The sequence below is a fragment of the Microbacterium sp. P26 genome (assembly GCF_023712585.1).
Lineage (GTDB): Bacteria > Actinomycetota > Actinomycetes > Actinomycetales > Microbacteriaceae > Microbacterium > Microbacterium algihabitans_A.
In genome coordinates this window covers 54,460-71,585 of record NZ_JAMAXZ010000008.1, presented here as the reverse complement: position 1 = coordinate 71,585, position 17,126 = coordinate 54,460, and the positions used below count along the sequence as shown (strand labels likewise).

At 70.6% G+C, this 17,126-nt stretch carries 18 protein-coding genes; 8 read left to right on the top strand and 10 right to left on the bottom strand.

The annotated features are described in order from the left end of the window. The first annotated feature begins 47 nt into the window (after positions 1-47). Positions 48-1,340 (top strand): MFS transporter, encoded by a 1,293-nt coding sequence (locus tag M3667_RS14675; protein ID WP_251509074.1) that lies wholly within the window; start codon positions 48-50, stop codon positions 1,338-1,340. Positions 1,341-1,503: 163 nt separating this feature from the next. On the opposite strand, the gene M3667_RS14670 is transcribed toward M3667_RS14675, so the two are convergent. From M3667_RS14670 to M3667_RS14655, 4 genes are all read right to left on the bottom strand, one after another. Next, positions 1,504-2,838 (bottom strand): dihydrolipoamide acetyltransferase family protein, encoded by a 1,335-nt coding sequence (locus M3667_RS14670; RefSeq protein ID WP_251509072.1) that lies wholly within the window; start codon positions 2,836-2,838, stop codon positions 1,504-1,506. A 115-nt stretch (positions 2,839-2,953) separates the two neighbouring features. Beyond that, positions 2,954-3,919 carry an alpha-ketoacid dehydrogenase subunit beta gene (locus M3667_RS14665; protein WP_144832012.1) on the bottom strand — a complete coding sequence of 322 codons (966 nt, stop codon included), beginning with the start codon at positions 3,917-3,919 and terminating at the stop codon, positions 2,954-2,956. Between the two features lie 8 nt (positions 3,920-3,927). Next, on the bottom strand, positions 3,928-5,058 hold the full coding sequence (locus M3667_RS14660; RefSeq protein WP_251509071.1) for a thiamine pyrophosphate-dependent enzyme: 1,131 nt from the start codon (positions 5,056-5,058) through the stop codon (positions 3,928-3,930). A 620-nt stretch (positions 5,059-5,678) separates the two neighbouring features. Further along, positions 5,679-6,755, bottom strand: coding sequence for a histidinol-phosphate transaminase (locus M3667_RS14655; RefSeq protein WP_251509070.1), 1,077 nt, complete (start codon positions 6,753-6,755; stop codon positions 5,679-5,681). Between the two features lie 60 nt (positions 6,756-6,815). Between M3667_RS14655 and M3667_RS14650 the strand changes: the two genes are divergently transcribed. The 4 genes from M3667_RS14650 to M3667_RS14635 all read left to right on the top strand — a co-directional run bounded on the left by M3667_RS14650 (position 6,816) and on the right by M3667_RS14635 (position 10,630). Continuing rightward, complete coding sequence (locus tag M3667_RS14650; RefSeq protein ID WP_251509069.1) at positions 6,816-7,220, top strand: phage holin family protein; 405 nt, start codon at positions 6,816-6,818, stop codon at positions 7,218-7,220. Between the two features lie 142 nt (positions 7,221-7,362). Continuing rightward, entirely contained in the window at positions 7,363-7,869 is a 507-nt protein-coding gene (locus tag M3667_RS14645) for a low molecular weight protein-tyrosine-phosphatase (RefSeq protein ID WP_251509068.1), read from the top strand. 26 nt (positions 7,870-7,895) lie between these two features. Then, complete coding sequence (purB, locus tag M3667_RS14640) at positions 7,896-9,275, top strand: adenylosuccinate lyase (protein ID WP_251509066.1); 1,380 nt, start codon at positions 7,896-7,898, stop codon at positions 9,273-9,275. A 314-nt stretch (positions 9,276-9,589) separates the two neighbouring features. Beyond that, a complete protein-coding gene (locus M3667_RS14635) occupies positions 9,590-10,630 on the top strand; it encodes a zinc-dependent alcohol dehydrogenase family protein (RefSeq protein WP_251509065.1) in 1,041 nt (346 codons plus the stop codon). A 12-nt stretch (positions 10,631-10,642) separates the two neighbouring features. Here the strand turns inward: M3667_RS14635 and M3667_RS14630 are convergent, their stop codons facing one another. From M3667_RS14630 to M3667_RS14620, 3 genes are all read right to left on the bottom strand, one after another. Further along, a complete protein-coding gene (locus tag M3667_RS14630; RefSeq protein ID WP_251509064.1) occupies positions 10,643-11,035 on the bottom strand; it encodes an amino acid transporter in 393 nt (130 codons plus the stop codon). Continuing rightward, positions 11,032-11,664, bottom strand: a complete 633-nt coding sequence (locus M3667_RS14625; RefSeq protein WP_251509062.1) for an acyl-CoA synthetase — start codon at positions 11,662-11,664, stop codon at positions 11,032-11,034. Before M3667_RS14625 ends, M3667_RS14630 begins: the two co-directional genes overlap by 4 nt. Positions 11,665-11,747: 83 nt before the next feature. Then, positions 11,748-11,909 carry a hypothetical protein gene (locus M3667_RS14620; RefSeq protein ID WP_251509061.1) on the bottom strand — a complete coding sequence of 54 codons (162 nt, stop codon included), beginning with the start codon at positions 11,907-11,909 and terminating at the stop codon, positions 11,748-11,750. Between M3667_RS14620 and M3667_RS14615 the strand changes: the two genes are divergently transcribed. From M3667_RS14615 to M3667_RS14605, 3 genes are read left to right on the top strand one after another with little or no spacing between them, the layout of a single operon-like run. Continuing rightward, a complete protein-coding gene (locus tag M3667_RS14615) occupies positions 11,908-12,666 on the top strand; it encodes an ABC transporter ATP-binding protein (RefSeq protein WP_251509060.1) in 759 nt (252 codons plus the stop codon). The genes M3667_RS14620 and M3667_RS14615 overlap by 2 nt on opposite strands. Further along, a complete protein-coding gene (locus M3667_RS14610) occupies positions 12,663-13,991 on the top strand; it encodes an FtsX-like permease family protein (RefSeq protein WP_251509059.1) in 1,329 nt (442 codons plus the stop codon). Before M3667_RS14615 ends, M3667_RS14610 begins: the two co-directional genes overlap by 4 nt. A gap of 36 nt (positions 13,992-14,027) precedes the next feature. Next, complete coding sequence (locus M3667_RS14605; RefSeq protein ID WP_251509057.1) at positions 14,028-14,435, top strand: NUDIX domain-containing protein; 408 nt, start codon at positions 14,028-14,030, stop codon at positions 14,433-14,435. Positions 14,436-14,824: 389 nt separating this feature from the next. Here the strand turns inward: M3667_RS14605 and M3667_RS14600 are convergent, their stop codons facing one another. From M3667_RS14600 to M3667_RS14590, 3 genes are all read right to left on the bottom strand, one after another. Beyond that, the gene (locus M3667_RS14600) at positions 14,825-16,312 is read right to left on the bottom strand and encodes an SDR family NAD(P)-dependent oxidoreductase (RefSeq protein ID WP_251509395.1); all 1,488 of its coding nucleotides are present in this window, start codon (positions 16,310-16,312) and stop codon (positions 14,825-14,827) included. A gap of 67 nt (positions 16,313-16,379) precedes the next feature. Then, positions 16,380-16,757, bottom strand: coding sequence for a hypothetical protein (locus M3667_RS14595; RefSeq protein WP_251509056.1), 378 nt, complete (start codon positions 16,755-16,757; stop codon positions 16,380-16,382). Positions 16,758-16,786: 29 nt separating this feature from the next. Then, positions 16,787-17,095 (bottom strand): nucleotidyltransferase domain-containing protein, encoded by a 309-nt coding sequence (locus tag M3667_RS14590; protein ID WP_308196474.1) that lies wholly within the window; start codon positions 17,093-17,095, stop codon positions 16,787-16,789. Positions 17,096-17,126 lie beyond the last annotated feature (31 nt).

Genomic DNA, 17,126 nt, shown 5'->3' with positions numbered 1-17,126 from the left:
CCCACCCCTTCGACCGCACCCGGCGGTCACCTCCCTAGGAGACGTCAATGCAGACCTCACCCCAGCTCGACCGCAAGGTCACGACCTCGGCCGTCGTCGGCACGATCATCGAGTGGTACGACTTCTACATCTACGGCACGGCATCCGCCCTCGTGTTCGGGATGCTGTTCTTCCACGCCGATGATCCGCTTGTCGGCACGATCGCCGCCTTCGCGACCTTCGCGATCGGCTTCCTCGCCCGCCCGATCGGCGCCGCGGTGTTCGGTCACTTCGGCGATCGCATCGGACGCAAGAAGATGCTGATCTACAGCCTCGTCGGCATGGGCATCGCCACGGTCGCCGTCGGCCTGCTCCCCACCTACGACCAGGTGGGCGCCCTCGCCCCGATCCTGCTCGTGGCCTGCCGCCTGATCCAGGGCTTCTGCGTCGGCGGCGAGTGGGGTGGCGCGATGCTGCTCTCGGTCGAGCACGCCCCCGCGGGCAAGAAGAACCTCGCCGGCGCGCTCGTGCAGGTCGGCTCCCCCGCCGGTCTCGTGCTGGCCACGGGCATCCTCGCGATCTTCTCGGCGCAGCCCGACGAGGTCTTCCTCACGTGGGGCTGGCGCGTGCCGTTCCTCTTCAGCGCGCTGCTCGTGGCGATCGGGCTCTTCATCCGCCTCAAGGTCGACGAATCGCCCGAGTTCAAGAAGGTCCGCGAGGCCGGCCAGACCACCCGCATCCCGCTGTTCGCGACGTTCGCGAAAGCGCCCCTGCAGGTGCTCGCGGGCATCGCCCTGACCTGCGGCCCGTTCGTGTACTTCTACTTCCTCACGACGTTCCTGCTCACCTTCGGCGTCAGCGAGCTCGGCTTCGACCGGCAGACGCTCCTGCTCTCGGTCACGATCGCAGCGACGGTCGAGATCGCGCTCATGCCGGTGGCCGGCTGGCTCGCCGACAAGTACGGGCGCGGCAAGGTCTTCACCATCGGCGCGGCGCTGCTCGTAGTGCTCGCCTTCCCCGCTGTCGCGGCGCTCATCGCCGCCCCGGGCGACACCGCGGTGCTGCTGATCGTGATGGTCGGATCGATGTCGATCATCCACCCGCTCACCTACGCGCTGCTGTCGACGATGTTCACCGACCTCTTCCCCGCCGGCATCCGCTACACGGGTGTGTCGCTGGCCTTCCAGTTCGGTGGCGTCGTGGGCGGGTTCTCGCCGCTCATCCTCACGGCCGCGCTGACCACCCCGTCGTTCGGCATCCTGATCCCCGGCTACCTCGCGCTGATGAGCATCATCACTCTCGTCGCCGGCATCGCCGTGACGCGGCAGGTCGCGCGCACGCGTCAGCTCGAGCGCGTCTGATCGAAACGTGACGAGGGGGAGGTGCCGAGTCGGCGCCTCCCCCTCTTGCGCTTCGTAACGAACAGTAGTCGCGGACTCGGCACGCTCCACCTCGTCTGGCCGGAGCGATGGGACCGCGCTTCCGCACGACGGAAACCGGCGCTCCGGCGAGTGGCCACCGGTCTCAGTCGAGCAGTAGCGCCGGCTCCTCCAGCACGGATGCCACGTCGGCGATGAACCGCGAGATCCCGTCGCCGTCGACCACGCGGTGATCGAACGAGCCCGACACCGTGGTCACCCAGCGGGGACGCACCTCGCCGTCGACGACCCACGGCTTCTGGCGGATCGCACCGAGCGCGATGATGCCGGCCTCACCGGGGTTGATGATCGGGGTGCCGGCATCCACTCCGAACACGCCGATGTTCGTGATCGTGAACGTGCCGCCGGTCTGATCGGCGGGGCTGGTCTTGCCCTCGCGCGCGGTGAGCGTGAGGTTCTCGAGCGCCTTGGCGAGTTCGCGCGTGTTCATCGACTGCGCGTCCTTGATGTTCGGCACGAGCAGTCCGCGCGGGGTCGCCGCGGCGATGCCGAGGTTGACGTAGTGGCGCACCGAGATCTGCGCGCCGTCTTCGGTGTCGACCCACGCGGCGTTGATCATCGGCGTACGGCGCAGCGCCCAGATCACGGCGCGCGCCATGATCAGCAGCGGCGAGATCTTCACGTCGGCGAAGTCGGGCGAGGCCTTGAGTCGCTTGACGAGCTCCATCGTGCGCGAGGCGTCGACGTCGACCCACACCGACACGTGCGGCGCCGAGTACGCGCTCGAGGTCATCGCGTTGGCGGTCGCCTTGCGCACGCCGCGGACGGGGATCGACTCCTCGCGGGCATCGAGGGCAGGAGCGGGGGCGGATGCCGCGGGGGCCGGCGCTGCGGGAGCCGAGACCGGGATCGTCTCCTCGCGGACGGCACCCCACGCGGGCGTCTCGATGTTGCGGAAGACGCTGGCCTGCTCGGCGTGCTTCACGACGTCGTCGCGCGTCACTTCACCGGCGGGTCCGCTGGGCGTGACGGCCGACAGGTCGACGCCGAGGTCGCGGGCGAGCTTGCGGATCGGGGGCTTGGCGACGACCCCGACGGATGCTTTGACCGGGCGCTCGGCGGGCTTTCGACGACGCGACGACACCGCGCCGCCCGTGCCGTAGCCGACGAGGACGGCGCCGCCGGGGTCGCTGGGCTCGGGGACGCTCACCGGTTCTGCGGGGGCCGGGGTGTCGGCATCCGACGATCCGATCGTGATGATCGGGGCGCCGACCTCGACGGTGGAGCCCTCGGATGCCAGGAGCTCGCCGACCGTGCCCGAGTAGGGCGACGGCAGCTCGACGAGCGACTTGGCCGTCTCGATCTCGACGATGACGTCGTTGACGGCGACGGAGTCACCGGGCGCCACGCGCCACTGCACGATCTCGGCCTCGGTGAGGCCTTCTCCGACGTCGGGGAGAACGAAGGTCTGCTCGGTCACGGTGGTGTCCTTTGCTCGCGAGACTTCATCTCGCTGACGAAACGGTGACAGGCTGTCGCGGGTTTTGTCAGCGAGTTGCAGTCTCGCGGTTCATGGCGGGGAGAGGAAGAGCGGGTCAGTACGCCAGAGACCGGTCGACGGCCTCGAGGATGCGGTCGGCGTCGGGCAGGTAGGTGCCCTCGAGTTTCGCGGGCGGGAAGGGCACATCGAACCCCGACACCCGCAGCACGGGCGCCTCGAGCGCGAAGAAGGCCTTCTCCATGACGGTCGCGGCGATCTCGGAGCCGAGTGAGGTGAAGCCCGGCGCCTCCTGCGCGTAGACCATGCGGCCGGTACGGCGCACCGAGTCGAGCAGGGGGCCGTAGTCGACGGGCGAGAGCGATCGCAGGTCGATGACCTCGCAGCTCGTGCCCTCGCTCTCGGCGAGCGCCGCCGCCTGCAGCAGGGTCGTCACCATCGCGCCGTGGCCGACGAGCGTGACGTCGGTGCCGCGACGCACGATGCGGCTCGCGTGCAGCGGCAGCGCGGGGGCCTCGAGGTCGACCTCGCCCTTCTGCCAGTACTTGGCCTTGGGCTCGAGGAAGACGATCGGGTCGGGCGAGGCGATCGCCTGCTGCATCATCCAGTACGCGTCGTTCGCGTTCGAGGGGCTCACCACGCGCAGACCCGGGGTGTGCGTGAAGTACGCCTCAGGGCTCTCCTGGTGGTGCTCGACCGCGCCGATGTGTCCGCCGTAGGGGATGCGGATGACGACGGGCATGCGCACCCCGCCCTCGTGGCGGTTCGTGATCTTCGCCAGCTGCGAGGTGATCTGGTCGAAGGCGGGGAAGACGAAGCCGTCGAACTGGATCTCGAGCACCGGCTTGAAGCCGCCCATCGCGAGGCCGATCGCGGTACCGACGATGCCCGATTCCGCGAGCGGGGAGTCGATGACCCGGCGCGGACCGAAGTCCTTCTGCAGGCCCTCGGTCACGCGGAAGACGCCGCCGAGCGGACCGATGTCCTCGCCCATGAGCAGCACGCGGTCGTCGGTCTCGAGTGCACGACGGAGTCCGGCGTTCAACGCGCGGCTGATCGGCATGTTGTCGGTCACTGCGCGCCTCCTTCCATCGAGGCCTCGTAGTCGTCGAGCCAGCGCTGCTCTTCGGCGATCAGCGCGTGGGCCTCGGAGTAGACGCTCTCGAACATGTGCACGCGCGGGATGCCGCCGAGCTCGTTCGTGCGCACGCGCACGTCGTCGGCGAGGGCTGCTCCCTCGGCATCCGCGTCGTCGAAGAACTGCTGCGAGGCTCCGCGGCCTTCGAGGTAAGCGCGCATGCGGGCGATCGGGTCGCGCCCGGCCCACGCCTTCTCTTCGTCGGAGGTGCGGTACTTGGTGGGGTCGTCGCTCGTGGTGTGCGCGCCCATGCGGTAGGTCATCGCCTCGATCGCGCGGGGGCCGGAGCCTGCGCGCGCCTCGTCGAGGGCGACCTTCGACACGGCGTAGCTGGCGAGCACGTCATTGCCGTCGACCTGCAGGCTCGGGATGCCGTAGCCCTCACCGCGCTTGTACAGCGGCGAGCGCGACTGCGTCGCGACCGGCACCGAGATGGCCCACTGGTTGTTCTGGAGGAAGAACACCTCGGGCGTCTGGAAGCTCGCGGCGAAGACCATGGCCTCGTGCACGTCGCCCTGGCTCGAAGCACCGTCGCCGTAGTAGACGATCACGGCCTCGTCGCGCTCGGGGTCTCCGGTGCCGCTCTTGCCGTCGAACACCAGGCCCATCGCCAGGCCCGTGGCGTGCAGCGTCTGCGCACCGAGCACGAGCGTGTAGATGTGCGTGTTGCCGTTCTTGGGGTCTGTCGGGTCCCACCCGCCGTGGGTGAGTCCGCGCATGAGGCGGATGATGTCGAGCGGGTCGACGCCGCGGATGCGGGTGACCACGTGCTCGCGATACGAGGGGAAGACGTGGTCCTGCGCGCGGGCCGCGCGAGCGGAGCCGACCTGCGCTGCCTCTTGTCCGAAGGACGGCGGCCACAGGGCGAGCTGCCCCTGGCGCTGCAGGTTGGTGGCCTGCACGTCGAACGCGCGGATCGAGACCATGTCGCGGTAGAAGGTCTCGAGTTCGGCGTCGGTCAGGGCGTCGATGAGCGGCAGGTAGCGCTCGGCGGCGGGCGTGGGCGCCAGCGTGCCGTCGGCTGCCAGAACGCGCACGAGAGCGGGGTCGTCGAGCGGGGTCATGAACCCACGCTAACGCGCGACTTATGCGCGAGACCGCATGAGGTGCACAACGGATGCCGTGATTCGGCGTGGAGGTCGGACAAACAGGTGCCCCGCTCGGCCGCGCGAGGTGGCTTCGCTGCACGAGGTGGCTGAGCCCGTCGAAGCCACCGGGGCCTGCGACGGGCTCACGGCGAAGGCGGCTGAGCCCGTCGAAGCCACCGGGCCACCGCCGGTCCCGGACCCTTCGACACGCTCAGGGACCCTGGGCAGCAAGGTTGCTGAGCCCGTCGAAGCCACCGGGCCACCGCGGGTCCCGGACCCTTCGACAGGCTCAGGGACCTGGGCAGCAAGGTGGCTGAGCCCGGTCCCGGACCCTTCGACAAGCTCAGGGACCTGTGCAGCAAGGTGGCTGAGCCCGTCGAAGCCACCGGGCCACCGCGGGTCCCGGACCCTTCGACAAGCTCAGGGACCTGGGCCGCAAGGTGGCTGAGCCCGTCGGAGCCACCGGCCACCGCGGGTCCCGGACCCTTCGACAAGCTCAGGGACCTGGGCCGCAAGGTGGCTGAGCCCGTCGAAGCCACCGGGCCACCGCGGGTCCCCGACCCTTCGACAAGCTCAGGGACCTGGGCTGCGCGAGGTCAGCGCGGAGCTGTCGCGGCGGCGACCTCGACCACGCGGTCGAGCGACTCCTCTTCGCCGATCGAGATGCGGATGCCGTCGCCCGCGAACGGACGCACGATCAGGCCCGCCTCTTCGAACGCCGCCGCGACCTCGAGCGTGCGCTCACCCGCGGCGAGCCAGACGAAGTTGCCCTGCGCGTCGGGCACGTCCCACCCGGTCTCGCGCAGGCGGTCGACGAGACGGTCGCGGCGCTCGGCGATGACCGAGACGCGGTGCAGCAGCTCGCTCTCGGCGTCGAGGCTCGCGAGCGCCGCCGCTTCGCCCGCCGCGGTGACCGACAGCGGAATGGCGGTGCTGCGGGCCGCATCGAGCACGCGCGTGTGGCCGATCGCGTAGCCGACGCGCAGGCCCGCCAGCCCATAGGCCTTCGAGAACGTGCGGAGCACCACGATGTTGGGCCGGGCGAGAACCGCGCGCACGCGGCCGCCCTCGACCGAGGCCGCGTCGGTGACGAACTCGGCATACGCCTCGTCGAGCACGATCAGCACGTCGCGCGGCACCTCGTCGACGAACGCGGCGAACTCGTCGTAGCCGACGGTCGGGCCCGTGGGGTTGTTGGGGCTGCACACGATCACCAGGCGCGTACGGTCGGTGATCGCGGCGGCCATCGCGGGCAGATCGTGGCGTGCGTCGGCGGTCAGCGGCACCTGCACGCTCGTCGCGCCCGAGACCGCGACGAGCGAGGGGTAGGCCTCGAACGAGCGCCAGGCGTAGACGACCTCGTCGCCGGGGCCCGAGGTGGCCAGCAGCAGCTGGGCGAGGATCGAGACGCTGCCGGCGGCGACGTGCACCTCGTCGGGCGAGACGCCGTACCGCGCGGCCAGACGCTCGCGTAGGCGAGAGGCCGTGGCATCCGGATACCGATTGAAGGCCCCCGTGGCCCGCACCGCGTCGAGCACGCCGGGGAGCGGCTCGAAGGGGTTCTCGTTGCTCGACAGCTTGAACGCGTCGGGGCTCGCCTGGCGGCCCTGCCGGTACGCGGGCAGCGCGGCGATCTCGGGACGGATGCGGGGCAGAACCGACTCTTCACTCACACCCGCGAGCCTAACCGCGAGGGGGCCGCCGATGTCATGGGTGCGTGCCACGATGGGGCCATGCGCTTCGTCGTCCGCGTCGCCGTCAACGCCTTCGCCATCTGGATCGTCACGCTGCTGCCCGCCCTGCAGGTGCGCCTCATCCCGTTCGCCCCGGGCGAGTGGCTGCAGGTGCTGCTCACCCTGCTGCTGGTCGGGCTCATCTTCGCCCTCGTCAACACCATCGTCGGCACCGTGGTGAAGATGGTCGCGTTCCCGCTCTACATCCTCACGCTCGGGCTGATCTCGCTCATCATCAACGGCTTCCTGCTGTGGCTGACGGCGATCATCACCGAGAACTGGGACTGGGGGCTGCGCACCGGCGAGTTCTGGCTCACGGTCGTGGCGGCGCTTCTGATCGGCATCATCAACGCGCTCTTGGGCGGCCTGCTGCGGCCGCGGCGCGAAGAGCGCGACCGCCGCTGATGCGGCCGGTTCCGCGTCAGCGAGGTTCCTGAGCCTGTCGAAGGGACCAGAACCCACTCGTGGCCGGAGGCTTCGACGGGCTCAGCCTCCTCCGCCGCAATCGACGCGTGCGGTCGCGCCGCATCCCCGCCATGATGGAGCGATGACTGCGAATCCCGACGCGCCCTTCCGCGTCGTGTTCGTCTGCAGCGGCAACATCTGCCGCTCCCCCATGGCAGAGGTCGTCTTCCGTCGGATCGCGAATGCCACGGGCCTCGGCTCCCACGTGGTCTCCAGCTCCGCGGGCACCGGCGACTGGCACGTGGGCGAGCGCGCCGACCATCGCACGCTCGCCGCCCTCGACCGCCTCGGATATGACGGATCCGCGCACCGCGCGCGCCAGTTCCAGTACTCCGACTTCGAGCGCAACGACCTCGTCGTCGCTCTCGACCGCAGCCACGAGCGCGTGCTGCGCGGGTGGGCGCGCCACGACGACGACGCCGACAAGATCGCTCTGCTGCAGTCGTTCCTGCCCGACGCCGAGACCCTCGACGTGCCCGATCCCTACTACGCCGGGCCGCCGATGTTCGACGAGGTGCTCGGTATGATCGAACGCGCCAGCAGGGCCCTGTTCCGGCAGCTCGAGCCCGCCATCCGTTCCGCGAGCTGACCGCTCGCGCGACCACCGGGAGACCCGTGTCCTCTCTGCCCCCGCAGCCCCTCAGCCCGCTCGACGGCCGGTACTTCGCCACCGTCGCAGAACTCGGCGACTACCTGTCGGAGGCCGGACTCAACCGCGCCCGCGTCGAGGTCGAGGTCGAGTGGCTGCTCGCCCTGACCGACCGCTCGCTGTTCGGCACCTCGCCCGTCTCCGATGCCGACCGCGCGCGCCTGCGTGCCCTCTACGAGGAGTTCGACGCCGACGAGATCGCGTGGCTGAAAGAGAAAGAGGCCGTCACCCGCCACGACGTCAAGGCCGTCGAGTACCTCGTGCGCGACCGCCTCGACACGCTGGGCCTCACCGCCCTCGCCGAGCTGACCCACTTCGCGTGCACGAGCGAAGACATCAACTCCACCGCCTACGCCCTCACCGTGCAGCGCGCGGTCGAGCGCGTGTGGCTGCCGAAGCTTCGCTCGGTCACCGCCGCCCTCGCCGAGCTCGCGAAGCAGCACCGCGACGCCGCGATGCTCTCGCGCACGCACGGGCAGCCCGCCACGCCCACGACCATGGGCAAAGAGATCGGCGTGTTCGCGTGGCGCCTCGAGCGCGTCATCCGCCAGCTCGACGCCGGGGAGTACCTCGCCAAGTTCTCGGGTGCCACCGGCACCTGGTCGGCGCACGTCGCGGCCGAGCCCGATGTCGACTGGCCCGAGCTGACGCGCGAGTTCATCGAGTCGCTGGGCCTGGGCTTCAACCCGGTCACCACGCAGATCGAGTCGCACGACTGGCAGGTCGAGCTCTACGACCGCGCGCGTCACGCGGGCGGCATCCTGCACAACCTCGCCACCGACATCTGGACCTACATCTCGCTCGGCTACTTCACCCAGATCCCCGTCGCGGGAGCCACCGGTTCGTCGACGATGCCGCACAAGATCAACCCGATCCGCTTCGAGAACGCCGAGGCGAACCTCGAGATCGCCGGCGGGTTGTTCGGCACCCTGGCATCCACCCTCGTCACCAGCCGCATGCAGCGCGACCTCACCGACTCGACGACCCAGCGCAACATCGGCGTCGCCTTCGGACACTCGCTGCTCGCGCTCGACAACCTGCAGCGGGGCCTGACCGAGATCTCGCTCGCCGAAGACGTGCTGCTGGCTGATCTCGACGTGAACTGGGAAGTGCTCGCCGAGGCGATCCAGACGGTCGTGCGCGCCGAGATCGCCGCGGGTCGCTCGCAGATCACCGACCCCTACGCCCTGCTGAAGGACCTCACGCGCGGACGCCGCGTGGGCGGCCCCGAGCTCGCGGAGTTCGTGCGCGGCCTCGACATCGGCGACGCCGCGAAGCAGCGCCTGCTCGCGCTGACCCCCGCCGCCTACGCGGGCCTTGCGTCGCAGGTGGTCGACGCGCTGTAAGCGGCCCGCCCTACCGGGCGCCACGCCCCGTTTGAGTGTCCCCAACACGCCGCACGCTCGCGCCCGCCGCGGCGTGTCGTGGACGCTCAACCGATGACGGCGACCCGGCGCCCTCCCTCGCACTGAGTGTCCGAAACACCCGGACGATTTCGCCGGGCGTCCGGGTGTTTCGGACGCTCAACAGGTATGGGCGCGAGAGCCTGTCGAGTGTCCAAGACACGCCGCACGCTCGCGCCCGCCGCGGCGTGTCGTGGACACTCAACGGGGGTCGGTGCCCGCGGATGCCACGGGCACGACGCGGCAGAATGGATGCCGTGCGCGCGATGATCATGGACGCCCTGGCCGAACCCCTCGAGGTGCGGGAGGTCGAGGCCCCCACGGCGCCCGACGGCGGCGTCGTGGTCGAGGTGTACGCGACGGGTCTGTGCAAGAGCGACTGGCATGCCTGGGTCGGGCACGACGACGTCGCGCTCCCCCACGTTCCGGGGCACGAGCTCGCCGGGGTGATCGTCGAGGTCGGTCCGGGCGTCCAGCGCTGGAGCGTCGGCGACCGCGTCACCGTGCCGTTCGTCATGGGCTGCGGCGCGTGCGAGTGGTGCCTGAGCGGAAACGCGCAAGTGTGCCCCGACCAGCAGCAGCCCGGCTTCACGCAGTGGGGCAGCTTCGCCGAGCGCGTCGTACTGCGCGCGGCCGACACGAACGTCGTGCGCATTCCCGACGACGTCTCGTTCGAGGCCGCCGCGGCCCTCGGCTGCCGCTTCGCCACGGCGTACCGCGCCCTCACCGGCCGCGCGCGCGTGCAGGCCGGCGAGTGGATCACCGTGGTCGGTGCCGGCGGCGTCGGCCTCAGCGCCGTGATGATCGGCGTCGCACTCGGCGCGCGCGTCATCGCGGTCGACCGCACATCCGCGGCCCTCGAGGCCGCCACGCGCCTGGGCGCCGAGCACGTGCTGGTGGCAGACGGCGCCGACATCCCCGCCGCCGTGCACGAGATCACGGGCGGCGGGAGCCACGTTTCGGTCGACGCGGTCGGCAGCGCCCAGACCGCGCGCGACGCCGTGCTGAGCCTGCGCCGCCGCGGCCGTCACGTGCAGATCGGCCTGCTGCCCACCGACGACGGAATGACCCGGATGCCGATGGCCCGCGTCATCGCCTGGGAGCTCGACCTGCTCGGCAGCCATGGCATGGCCGCCGCGGACTATCCCGAGATGCTGTCGCTCATCGAGAGCGGCGCGCTGCGCCCGCAGGAGCTCATCGAACGCGTCGTCGGCCTCGGCGAGGCGGCGGGGCTGCTTCCCTCGATGGACTCGGCGTCGCCCGCGGGCATGACGATGATCGACCCGCGCCGCGCGTAGCGGCGGCCTGCGTCAGGCCTTCGGGGCCTCGGGAGTGCCGTCGGTCGACGAGGCGGGCTTGGCCGGGGCGTCGTGCGTCGCGGGAGCACCGGGTGCGGCGGCATCCGGAGCGTCCTTCGGCAACAGCAGCGGGCGGTCGACCGTCGCGGTCACCTTCGAGGGATCGACGGCCAGCAGCAGCAGCGCGAGCGAGACGAGCGTGATGATGAACGTCGCGCCAGCGGCGACGAGGCCGACGACCAGGGCGCGCTGGATCTCGTCGGCGGGACGGGTCTGGAAGAACCCCATCGACATCAGCGTGACGAAACCCGCGAACAGCGCCGCGATGAAGGCCAGGCCGAGAAGCTGAACGGGCTTCATCAGGTCGCGTCGGGTGGTGGGCTTGTCGGCGGGCTTGTCGGTCACGACGCTGCCTCCTCGGGGGATGCGGCCGGAACGGGTTCGGGACGACGCGGCGAGAAGCCGGCGATCGCGAGGAACACGGCGACGACCGCCGCGTATCCGCCGAAGAGTCCTACGGCGATGGTGATGCCGGTGAGGGTGAACGACCCCGCACCGGCGATGCTGTAGTCGAGTGCGTACTGCTGGAACGGCAGCAGGAGGGCCGCCCCCAGCACGAGGGTCACGATGCCGATGAGCACGCCGTCGCGCACACCCGCCGTGCGGCCCGCCTTGCGATCGCGGATCGCGCCGATCAGTTCGATGAGTCCGGACAGCAGCGCCCAGGCGACCACGACGCCGAAGAAGACGCCGGTGGTGCGCCAGCTGCCGACGCTCGACACCAGACCCGCGAGAACCGACACGGCGGCCAGCAGCACGGGGACCGTGCGTTGTCCGGCCGGGAACACGAGCCACGCCGAGAGCCCGAAGACCAGACCGGTCGCGAGCGCGAAGCCCGAGAAGACGCTCAGGCCGAGCGGCGCGGAGTGGTCCCCCGAGAATGTGATCATCACCGCTGCGAGCGCCGCGAAGAGGGCGCGCGCCAGTTGCACGTGGCGCGCGTCGAACGTGCGAGCGGAAGAAGGAGTGGTCACGGAGGGTCCCGAAGAGACGGTGTCGATACGACCCAGTCTATTCCTCGGCACCTGTGGCGAATATGTGGACGCTCGACGTCGAATCAGTCGACGAGCTGGCCTTCCCTCTGCTGTTCGGCCCGGGTGCGCTCGATCGCGGCGGCGACGTACGAGCAGAGAGTGAACGGCAGATCGATCCCGAGGACGACGCGGATCCACCCGGGGGTGGACGACCGAGCGGCGCCCGATCGCTGGAATGGAACCATGATCTCTTCACCCGTGCTCACCGCCTCCGGCCTGGTCAAGCAGTATGGCGAGCTGCGCGCCCTCGACGGCGTCTCTCTCACGATCCGCGCCGGCGAGTCCGTCGCCGTGATGGGCGCCTCGGGCTCGGGCAAGACCACCCTGCTGCACTGCCTCGCGGCGGTCATCGCCCCCGATGCGGGCTCGATCGTGTTGAGCGCCCCCGGTCTTGCCCCGCGCGAACTCGTCGGGCTGAGCGAGAGCGAGCGGGCTCGGGTGCGCCGCGAGTCGCTCGGTTTCGTCTTCCAGGAGCACCTGCTGCTGCCCGAACTCACCGCGGTCGAGAACGCGGCGCTGCCCCTGCTGCTGAAGGGCATGCGCCGACCGGATGCCGAGCGGCACGCGACCGCCTGGCTCGCCTCTCTGGGACTCGCGGGTCTCGAGGGCCGGCGCATCGGGCAGCTGTCGGGCGGTCAGGCGCAGCGCGTCGCGATCGCCCGTGCCCAGGTGACCGGTGCTCCCGTCGTCTTCGCCGACGAGCCGACCGGGGCCCTCGACTCGGCCACCTCGTCCGAGGTGCTCGACGCCCTGCTGCGCGCGACCACGGGTCAGGGCCGCACCCTGGTGATGGTCACGCACGATGCAGACGTCGCCCGCCGCTGCTCGCGGATCGTGCGGGTGAGCGACGGGAGGATCGTGGGCGATTCGGCTCAGGATGCCGCGACCACCGCGCCTCCGGCGAGCGCGACGGTCCCCACCTTGACGGAGGTGACCCGATGAGCACCGTCCTCCCCCTCGCCCGCCTGCTCTCGCGCCCCGCGCGCCAGGGTCGGGCGGCGATCGCCCTCCCCGTCGTCGCGTTCGCGGTCACCACGGCGCTGCTGCTGGTCGTCGCCGGCGGCGCGCGCATGTTCCTCGTCGATCCCCGAGCCGGAGCCGAGGGCGGGCTCTACGGCATCCTGGCCGTCCTCGCGCTGGTGCTGCTCGCCGTGCCCCTGGTCACCCTGGGCGCCGCGGCGGCCCGTCTGACGAGTCGTCGGCGCAACGACCGGCTCGCGACCCTCCGCCTGCTCGGTGCGAGCACACGCGAGCTGTGGTCGCTGACCGTGCTCGAGGCCACCGCGATCGCGGCCGCCGGAGCCGTCGCGGGGGTCGCCCTCTACGCTGCGCTCCTTCCCGTCGTCGGATTGCTGCCGTTCTTCGGCGGCCCGGTCGGCGTCGGGGCCGTAAGCGTCGATCCTCTGCTGGGCGCCGGGGTGGTGGCATCCGTGGTGCTCATCGGCGCGGTCAGCGCGGCCGCGAGCCTGCGCAAGGTCGCCGTGACCCCGCTCGGTGTGCGCACCCGCAGCGAGGCGCCCGCGAAGAGGACGACCGCCTTCGTCGTCGGCGGCGTCTCGATCGTCCTGGTCGTGGTGCTCGTGTCGAATCTCGGAGCCCTCGGTCAGCTGCTCGGGCCCGCCGTGACCATCGCCGTGCTCCTCGGGCTGTTCGCCGGAGCGCTCGCGCTCCTCAACCTCACCGGCGCGCCAATCGTCGCCGCCCGCGGCCGCGCGATGGCCCGTCATGCCCGCACCGCCGCCCAGTTGGTCGCCGGTCGGGAGCTCGCCGCGCACGCGGGACCGGCGTGGCGCCGGGTGTCGGGCATGGCGCTCGTGTCGTTCATCGCCGTCGTGGCCGGATGCGGCCTCGCGATCGCGGATGTCGCGGGCGATACCGGGCCGCTGATGTCCGACATCCGCACGGGGGTGCTCGTGACCCTCGGCATCGCCTTTGTGCTGCTCGCGTGCGCGGTGGGGGTGACGCAGGCGGCGTCGGTGCTCGAGGAGCGCGAGCTGATCGTGGGCCTCGACCGCCTCGGCATCCCGGATGCCGAACTCCGCCGCGCCCGCCGCATCACCGTCATGGTGCCGCTGCGATGGGCCTCGGTGGGAGGCGCCGCACTCGGTCTGATGCTCGCGTTCCCGATCGTCGGGATGAGTCTGATCGTGGCGCCGCTGTCGGTGCTGACGATCGCGCTGACCTTCGGCGCGGGCTTCGCACTGGTCGCCGCCGCTCTGGCCTCGACGCGGCCGATCGTGACCGGCATCCGGCGCGGCACACTATGACCCGGCCCTCCCCCACTCGAGTGCTAGCGTGCGGGGGTGATTCCGGATGCCACCGCCCCTCGCCGCATCAGAGTCTCGGCCGCGGTGATCACCGACGCCGACGGCCGCCTCCTGGTCGTGCGCAAGGCCGGGACGACCGCGTTCATGCAGCCCGGAGGCAAGCCCGAAGAGGGCGAGACGCCGGCCGAGACCCTCGCGCGCGAGCTCGCGGAGGAGGTGGGGCTGCGGGTGAGCCCCGACGCCCTCGAGCCGCTGGGCGAGTTCTCCGCCAGCGCCGCGAACGAGCCGGGCTTCGAGGTGGTCGCCGACGTCTTCCGGGTGGACATCGGCGATCAGCGGCCGGTTCCGGATGCCGAGATCGCCGAGCTCCGCTGGGTCACCGCCGCGACGGCATCCGGGATCGAGATCGCCCCGCTCGCCCGCGAGTTCTTCCTGCCCGCGTGATGCGGATCGGTGGCTGAGCTTGTCGGAGCCCCCGGCCCTTCGACGAGCTCAGGGACCTCTGCCACGCAAGGTGGCTGAGCATGTCGAAGCCACCGGGGTCACCGCGAGCCCCCGGCCCTTCGACGAGCTCAGGGACCTCGCGCAGCGCAAGGTGGCTGAGCATGTCGAAGCCCCCGGCCCTTCGACGAGCTCAGGGACCTCTGCCACGCAAGGTGGCTGAGCATGTCGAAGCCACCGGGGTCACCGCGAGCCCCCGGCCCTTCGACAGGCTCAGGGACCTCGCGCAACGCAACGTGGCTGAGTATGTCGTAGCCACCGGGGCCACCGCGAGCCCCCGGCCCTTCGACAGGCTCAGGGACCTCGCGATCGCCCAGCCCCCGAGCGTCAGCTCACCAGGAGCTCTTGCGGTAATCCTTCAAGAAGATGCCGAACAGGTCTTCGCCGGCCTCGCCGCGCACGATCGGGTCGTACACGCGGGCCGCACCGTCGACGAGGTCGAGCGGGGCGTGGAAGCCCTCCTCGGCGAGGCGCACCTTGGTGAAGTGCGGGCGCTCGTCGGTGATCCAGCCGGTGTCGACGGCGGTCATCAGAATGCCGTCGGTCTCGAACATCTCGCGCGCGCTCGTGCGCGTCAGCATGTTCAGCGCGGCCTTCGCCATGTTGGTGTGCGGGTGACCGGGGCCCTTGTAGCCGCGGCCGAACACGCCCTCCATCGCCGAGACGTTGACGATGTACTTGCGCTTCGCGGTGGATGCCGCCATCGCCGGCCGCAAGCGGCTGACGAGCAGGAACGGCGCGGTCATGTTGGCCAACTGCACTTCGAGCATCTCGAGGGGTTCGACCTGGTCCACGTGCTGCGTCCAGCTGTTGATGCGGTCTTCGTCGGGGATGAGGCCGCCCGCGTCGATCGCGGTTCCGGTGAGCAGGCGCTCGAGCGACGACGATCCCGCGGCCATGGCCTCGGCGGTCAGCTCGTCGGCGGTGCGCGCTGCCGAGGCGAGGATCGGGTGCGCCGACACCGACTGCGCCAGCGCGAGCGGGTGCGCGTCGTTGGTGTGGCCGAAGGTGAGCAGCTCGGGCAGGGGGCCGTCCGGCAGCGGCGCGAGCTCGGCGTCGACGAGCGGCTTGTACGCGCCGGGCGAGCGGCGCACGGTCTGCGCCGCATTGTTGATGAGGATGTCCAGGGGGCCGTCGGCCACCACCGAGTCGGCGAGCCCCATCACCTGGGCCGGGTCGCGCAGGTCGATGCCGACGACCTTGAGGCGGTGCAGCCAGTCGGCGCTGTCGGGCAGCGACGAGAAACGGCGCACCGCGTCGCGCGGGAAGCGCGTGGTGATGGTGGTGTGCGCGCCGTCGCGCAGCAGGCGCAGCGCGATGTACATGCCGATCTTGGCGCGGCCGCCGGTGAGCAGGGCGCGCTTGCCGGTGAGGTCGGTGCGGGCGTCGCGCTTCTCGTGGCTCATCGAGGCGCAGTCGGGGCAGAGCTGGTGGTAGAACGCGTCGACGAGGGTGTAGTCCTCTTTGCAGATGTAGCAGGCGCGGGCCTTGATCAGCTCGCCCGCGAATGGCATCTCGGTGCGGGCCTGCAGCGGGATGCCGCGGGTCTCGTCGTCGATGCGGTCGGCGGCTCCGGTCGCGGTGGCGGCGACGACGGCGCGGTCGGCATCCGCGATGCGCTGCCGCTTCTCTTTGCGCGACTGGCGCTTGACGTCCTTGTAGAGCTTGCCGGTCTGGCGGCGCAGGGCGATGTAGGCGGGGTCGTCGTGGTCGAGCGAGGAGGCGGTGTCGATGACGCGCAGCGCGATCTCGAGCTCGACCGGGTCGATCGAGGTCGACCGCGACGCCGCGGACGACGCGTCGCGGTCGGGGTTCAGCAGTGTTTCGGGCACGGGGCAGTGTATCGAGGCCTTGCTGAACGGGTCATGGACCCGGGTACGCGACTCCTCAGAACCGCAGGATGGTCTCGGCGGCTCCAACGAGTCGACGTGCGTGAAGCACCAGACGCTCCGCGTCGGCGCGTGCCGGAAGTCGGTCTCCATACGATTGCGTCGACTTCGCCCCGATGAGAACCTCGAGGTGTTTTGCCACGGAGCTACTGGACGCCTCACGCAGGGCGTTCACTGCGACGCGGTGCGATGCAGCCGCGATCTTGTATCCGAGAACGCGGCCACACATGGCATCGCTCGCCCCAATGCCGGCGCTCACCGCGATCTCGGCAGCATGTTTCCATTCATGTGGGCTGTCACCGCTCAACTGCAACTCCGCGGAGTTCAGCCGGGTCTGAGCATCCCTTATCTGGATGCTCACCGCGACGGCATCCATTGCTTGTCGCCGGGGGCTGATCCGCGGGCTCACGAGAGTGTCCACTCTTTCGGCTCCGGGCCGAAGAGATGGATACCGTCCTTCAGCACATTCGCCAGAAAGGCATCACCGTCGGCCTCCCGTCGCGCGAACTCGCCGCGATCCATCGGGTTGACTTGGGCGGCGCTTCCGGTCAGCTCCTCGATGCGCTCTGCGAATCTCAGGATCAGGTCCGCACGAGAATCGTGGTCGAACTCATTCGGGAAGACCAGGAGCACGTCGACGTCCGAGTCTGCTGTCGAGGTGCGACGTGCGACTGATCCGTAGAGGATGGCCGTCACCCGCCATTCGGCGGGCACCTCTTCGGGGGTCTCGTCAGCGAGGAAGAGT